Below are 5,455 nucleotides of genomic sequence, written 5' to 3'. Positions count from 1 at the left end.
CAGTATCACCGAAGCGATACTGGCACCTCATCAAACGCCCACACTTATCGACTGTTTATTGTTAAAGAACTGTGTTCGGTACTGCCTTGCTGCGCTTGCCGAATCGTTTTGTTCGTCAGCAGCAGAGAAGCGAGATTATGCAGCGTTCCGTTTAACTCGTCAACCCCTCACCTGTTTTGTCGCGCCGTCGTTTCCGACTCATTTCATTCGCTGCAAAACAGGACGCGAACTATAGCAAATGCCCGGGCAGGTGCGCAAGCGCGACGTGTCGTTTTTGCGCGTATTGACGGCATCACGGCGCCAACTGCCCGAGAATCGAATAGGCCGCTTCAACCCGCGCCGGAATCGGGTAATTCTTATTCGCCAGCATGACGATCCCGACACGGCGTTCCGGCACGAACAAGACATAGCTGCCGAAACCGCGCGTCGCGCCGGTCTTGTTGAACAGCGTCCCGCGCGGCGGCGCCTGCGGCGGTTGCAGCCGGGTGACCGGATTCGATCCTGCGCTCATCGTCGTCGAATTCCCTGCCTGCAGCGCGGACAGGCTCACGGGCGCGCGGTACTGCTCCCAGCCGAGTCCCTGCACGGTATCGCCGATGCGGAAGTAACCCGTGTGCGTGCATTCGATCGCGCGCCGCATCGGTGCCGGCAGACTGCCCGCGTCGATGTTCTCCTGGACGAAGCGGATCATGTCGACGCTGCTCGCCTTGACGCCATACGTCTCTGCATCGAACTCGCCCGGACTGACGCGCACCGGCCGATTGGCCTTGTCGTAGCCCCACGCGTAATCGCCCATGGCGCCCGCCGGTACACGAATATGACTGTGTGCCAGGCCCAGCGCGGGGAACAGCCGGTCTTCGACCGCATCGGCGAACCCGATGCCGAGCGCGCGCGCCGTCGCATGCCCGAACAGGCCGAGGCTCGGATTCGAATAGCGGCGTTGCGTCCCCGGCGCGGCGTCCGGCCGCCACGCCCGGAAATAGGCGATCATCTGCGCGTCCGTCTCGACTTCGTCCGGGAATTGCAGCGGCAAGCCGCCCGCCGTGTACGTCCCCAGTTCGAGCAGGCTGGCACGGTCGATCGCGCTGCCCTTCAGCTGCGGCACGTACTTGCCGGGGTGGTCGTCGAACGATAGCTTGCCGAGACCTTGCGCGTAGCAGGCCAGCGTCGCGGTGAAGGTCTTGCTGACGGAACCCAGTTCGAACAACGTGTTCTCGGTGACGGGCACGTGCCCCTGTTTCGACGCGTCGCCGTAATTGAAGAACAGCGCTTGCCCGTCGACGGTAACGGCGACCGCCATGCCGGGCACGTCGTGCTGCGCCATCAGCGGCCGGATAGCGCGGTCGACGGCGGCGCGCACGGCGTCCGCATCGGCGGCACGTGCCGCCAGCGGCAGCAAGAACAGGCATGCGATGGCGATGGACTGCATGGAACGTGACAAGGTGGACAAAGCGTTCTCCGGATCGTTCGTGACGAGCGACAGTATAGGCAGCGCCGTACCGCGACAAACAGCGCTGCCGTCCCGGCGAAACGGGCTTTCGTCACATCGCCGATTTCAGCGCGCCCAGATGACGTTCACTGACGGCCACCGCGGCACCGCAGCGCAATGTGAGGCGGTAGCTGCCGTCGCCGACGGTGTCCAGGCGTGCGATCTCGCTGCGCCTGACGATCGCGCCGCGGTGCACGCGCAGGAAGTCCTCGGGCGCGAGCAGCATCTCGAGGCGGTTCAATGTGATGCGATGCAGGACGGTGCGCCCCGCCAGGTGCAGCTCGACGTAATTCCCCGCCGATTCGATCCACAGGATGTCCGCCACGAGAATCTGCTCGACGCGGCCGACCGAGCGCACGTTGATCCGTTCCAGCGCCGTGGGCGCCGGGTTCGCGCCGGCGTCGACGTAATCGCGCAGGGCCGCGCCATACGCCTCGCGCTGGCGCTGTCCCGACATCGCGCCGATGCGCTCGACGGTCTGCGCCAGGCGCGCATCGTTCAGGGGCTTGAGCAGGTAGTCGAGCGCGTGGACTTCGAATGCGTCGACGGCGTGTTCGCTGTAGGCCGTCACGAAGACGATCAGCGGCGGCGCGCGCAGGCGGCTGATCTCGCGCGCGAGCACGAGCCCCGATTCGGCCGGCATCTGGATGTCGAGGAAGATGACGTCGACGTCCTGCGCGGCCAGCACGGCGCGTGCGGCCGCGCCACCGTCGCATTCGGCCGCCAGCTGCCAGTCGGGATATGCGGCCAGGGCCAGGCGCAGGTTGGCGCGGCTGGGCGCCTCGTCGTCGACGATCAGGTAGCGCACCGTCATCGCTAATCCCGCTCCAACGGCAAACGGACTTCGGCCACGAAGCGCCCCGCCTGCAGGTCCGTACTCAGCGACGCGGTGGGATGCATGAGCCGCAGTCGCTCGCGCGTGTTCGCCAGCCCGAGTCCCGCACCGGGATTGGGAGAGGCGTGCGCGCCGGCGGGATTCGTGACCCGGATCGTGAGCGCGTCGCCGTCGGGGATGAAGGACAGGCGGATATCGCTCGGTCCATCGTGGCAATCGAGGTCGTGGCGCAGCGCGTTCTCGATCAGCGGCTGCAGCAGCAACGGGGGACAGTCGACGTCGTGCAGCAGTGGTCCATCGCCGTCGATGCGCACCTGCAGCCGCTCGCCGTAGCGCAGGCGCTGCAGGTCGAGGTAGTCGCGCACGAACTGCAGCTCGGCGGCGACCGTGACCGTGTTGCGCACGCTGGCCGACAATGCATAGCGCAGCAGGTCGCTCAAGCGGCCGATGCCGCCGAGGGCGAGCGTGCGGTCGCCTTCGCGCACGAGGGCGCTGATCGCATTGAGCGCGTTGAACAGGAAGTGCGGCTCGAATTGCGCGCGCAGGGCGAGCATGCGCTGCTCTTCCAGCGCGAGGCGCAGGTTGAGCATGTCCGTCTGGCTGCGCTGCCACGCGAGTTCGCGCTCGCGCGCCTGGCGCCAGTAATGGACGGCGAGGATGGCGGCGAACGTGCCCGTGGTCGAGAACCAGCCGACCAGCAGCATCTTCATCAGCAGGCGGCGGGCGTCGTCGAGGCTCGCGATGTGCAGGTAGCCGCGCAGCCACGCCATGTACGTCCACTGCGCGGGCTGGAACACGAGCACGAGGCCGACGAACAGCAGGAACACGTTGTGCGGACGGGCGATCAGCGCGGGCCAGCGCGCGAGCGCGAGACTCAGGCCCGCGCTCAGCACGATCAGCGGCACCGCGTATTCGACGAACCACGTCACGAGCAGCGACGGATAGTGGCTGGCCACGCCGAGGCGCAGGTTGTCGCTGTAGGTCTGCAAGGCGCCCAGGGTGCTGATCGCCGTCCACAACAGCACGACGATGGCGATGGTCCTGACGGCGGGCGGCAACGATGGCGGGAAGGTGGCGTGCTGCTTCATCGGAAAAGTATAGCAGTGGCCCCGCGCACCGCGAGACCGCGGCCGGACGCTTCGTCACGTGGATGCGGCGTTTCGTCACGGAGGTGGCGCCGGCCGGCGGGCATGGTTGCAGAATCGGCGATGCGTTACCCACTTTATCAACTTGCCCGCTCGCCCATGAAGAACCCGATACGCTTTACCGCCGCCCTCCTGCTCGGCGGCGCCTGCACCATCGCCACCGCCGGCATGGCGGAATGGATGGCGCCGCAGGATCCATTCCCCCTCTACGGCAACACCTACTATGTCGGCACGCACGGCATCAGCGCCGTGTTGATCACGTCCCCGGCCGGCCACATTCTCATCGACGGCGGCCCGCCCGGCGCGTCCGCGCAGATCGCCGCGCATATCCGCGCGCTCGGCTTCAAGGTCGAGGACGTGCGCTACATCCTGAACGGCCACGAACACTTCGACCACGCCGGCGGCATCGCGGCATTGCAGAAGATGAGCGGCGCCGTCGTGCTGGGCAGTCCGGCGTCCGTCGCTGTCCTGAAGACGGGACAGCCGGACAAGCGCGATGCACAGTATCCCAACCTGACGCCGCTGGCCCCTGTCGCCAACACGCGCGCCGTGCACGACGGCGACGTGGTGAAGCTTGGACCGCTCGCCGTCACCGCGCACTTCACGCCGGGGCACACGCCGGGATCCACCAGCTGGACGTGGCAGTCGAGCGAAGGCGGCAAGACGATGCACATGGTGTACGCGGACAGCCTCACCGCCGTCGCTGCCGATGGCCGCAGTTTCAGCAGGAATCCTTTGTATCGCAACGCGCGGGCGGACATCGAGCATTCCATCGCCACCGTCGAAGGACTGGAATGCGACGTGCTCGTGAGCGCGCACCCGGACTTCTCCGACTTGTGGGAACGGAAGGCCCGGCAGTCCGACATCAAGAACGAGGCCTTCGTGGATCGCGACGCCTGCCGCAAGTACGCAGCGGACGCGCGGGCCTGGCTGGCGAAGACGCTGGCAAAAGAGGCGCAGCCATGACGCTCGTCCGCACCTGGTTGCTGTCGTGGTGCTTCGCATCCGGCGTGGCCGCTGCGGCGGTGCCGATGTCGTACGCGCTCGACGACACCGAGGTGCGCGACGTGCACGCGCGCGCGCTGAACCGCGACTACCAAGTATTCGTTGCGCTCCCGGCGTCGTATCGGTCGTCGAACCGCCGTTACCCCGTGTTGTTCGTCACCGATGCAAATTACGCGTTTCCCGTCGCGCGCGGCATCGCGCAGCGCCTGGCGAAGCATGCGGGCATGGAAGAGGTGATCGTCGTCGGCCTGTCGTACGCGATGGGCGACACGCCCGTGTTCAGTCGCCGCCGCGATTACACGCCGGACGTGCCGCGGCGCCGGGATTATGTCTCCGATATGCCGGGACGGACGCCGGTATTCGGCGAGGCGCAGGCCTATGGCCGCTTCATCGCGGCGGACGTCTTTCCGCTGATCGCCGCGAACTATCGCGCCGACATGAGCCGCAAGATCTTTGTCGGCCATTCGTATGGCAGCCTGCTCGGCCTGCAGTTGCTGCTGAGCGAGCCGCGCACATTCGATCACTACATCCTCGGCAGTCCTTCCTTGTGGTTCGACCAGGGCGTGATGTTCGATCGCGAACAGGTCTACGCGAAAAGTCACAAGGACCTGCCGGCTTCGGTGTTTTTCGGGATCGGCGGACGTGAGACGTTGCCCAGAGACCGGAAACGGTCGCGGACGGAAGAGAACGCGGACATGGTCGCGGATTTATGCGACTTCGACGCGGCACTCAAATCGCACCGTTATCCGAACCTGAAGAGCAGGCTCGAAGTGTTCATGGACGAGGATCATGCGAGTGTCTTTCCCCTGGTGCTGACCCATGGGTTGCGCGCGTATTTGAAAAAGGTGCGCTAGAAAGCAAAAAGCCCGCTCAATCTGAATTGAGCGGGCTTTTCTAATAACTAGCCTGACGATAACCTACTTTCACACTGGTTGCAGCACTATCATCGGCGCAAAGTCGTTTCACGGTCCTGTTCGGGAT

Annotated in this window: 6 protein-coding genes; 3 read left to right on the top strand and 3 right to left on the bottom strand. The window is 65.6% G+C overall.

Annotated features, from left to right (window positions below; genetic code table 11):
• Nucleotides 1-235, top strand: a 235-nt coding sequence (locus ISF28_RS30815) for a hypothetical protein (RefSeq protein WP_229519467.1), incomplete at its 5' end; no start/stop codon positions are given.
• 57 nt (nt 236-292) lie between these two features.
• Here ISF28_RS30815 and ampC read toward each other — a convergent pair.
• The 3 genes from ampC to ISF28_RS30125 all read right to left on the bottom strand — a co-directional run bounded on the left by ampC (nt 293) and on the right by ISF28_RS30125 (nt 3,412).
• Nucleotides 293-1,429, bottom strand: a complete 1,137-nt coding sequence (ampC, locus tag ISF28_RS30135; protein WP_198120865.1) for a class C beta-lactamase — start codon at nt 1,427-1,429, stop codon at nt 293-295.
• 112 nt (nt 1,430-1,541) lie between these two features.
• Entirely contained in the window at nt 1,542-2,303 is a 762-nt protein-coding gene (locus ISF28_RS30130) for a LytR/AlgR family response regulator transcription factor (RefSeq protein WP_198120864.1), read from the bottom strand.
• Between the two features lie 2 nt (nt 2,304-2,305).
• Nucleotides 2,306-3,412 carry a sensor histidine kinase gene (locus ISF28_RS30125; protein ID WP_198120863.1) on the bottom strand — a complete coding sequence of 369 codons (1,107 nt, stop codon included), beginning with the start codon at nt 3,410-3,412 and terminating at the stop codon, nt 2,306-2,308.
• Between the two features lie 156 nt (nt 3,413-3,568).
• Between ISF28_RS30125 and bla the strand changes: the two genes are divergently transcribed.
• A complete protein-coding gene (gene bla / locus ISF28_RS30120) occupies nt 3,569-4,435 on the top strand; it encodes a subclass B3 metallo-beta-lactamase (protein WP_198120862.1) in 867 nt (288 codons plus the stop codon).
• Nucleotides 4,432-5,328 (top strand): alpha/beta hydrolase, encoded by an 897-nt coding sequence (locus ISF28_RS30115; protein WP_198120861.1) that lies wholly within the window; start codon nt 4,432-4,434, stop codon nt 5,326-5,328. The genes bla and ISF28_RS30115 overlap by 4 nt, the downstream gene beginning before the upstream one ends.
• Nucleotides 5,329-5,455 lie beyond the last annotated feature (127 nt).

The organism is Massilia rhizosphaerae (assembly GCF_016093545.1).
GTDB lineage: Bacteria > Pseudomonadota > Gammaproteobacteria > Burkholderiales > Burkholderiaceae_D > Telluria > Telluria rhizosphaerae.
This window is presented reverse-complemented; position numbering and strand designations above follow the sequence as displayed.

Coding starts and splice junctions, on each gene's coding strand:
- ampC (WP_198120865.1), bottom strand. CDS start 1,429: ATGCAGTCCATCGCCATCGCATGCCTGTTCTTGCTGCCGCTGGCGGCA.
- ISF28_RS30130 (WP_198120864.1), bottom strand. CDS start 2,303: ATGACGGTGCGCTACCTGATCGTCGACGACGAGGCGCCCAGCCGCGCC.
- ISF28_RS30125 (WP_198120863.1), bottom strand. CDS start 3,412: ATGAAGCAGCACGCCACCTTCCCGCCATCGTTGCCGCCCGCCGTCAGG.
- bla (WP_198120862.1), top strand. CDS start 3,569: ATGAAGAACCCGATACGCTTTACCGCCGCCCTCCTGCTCGGCGGCGCC.
- ISF28_RS30115 (WP_198120861.1), top strand. CDS start 4,432: ATGACGCTCGTCCGCACCTGGTTGCTGTCGTGGTGCTTCGCATCCGGC.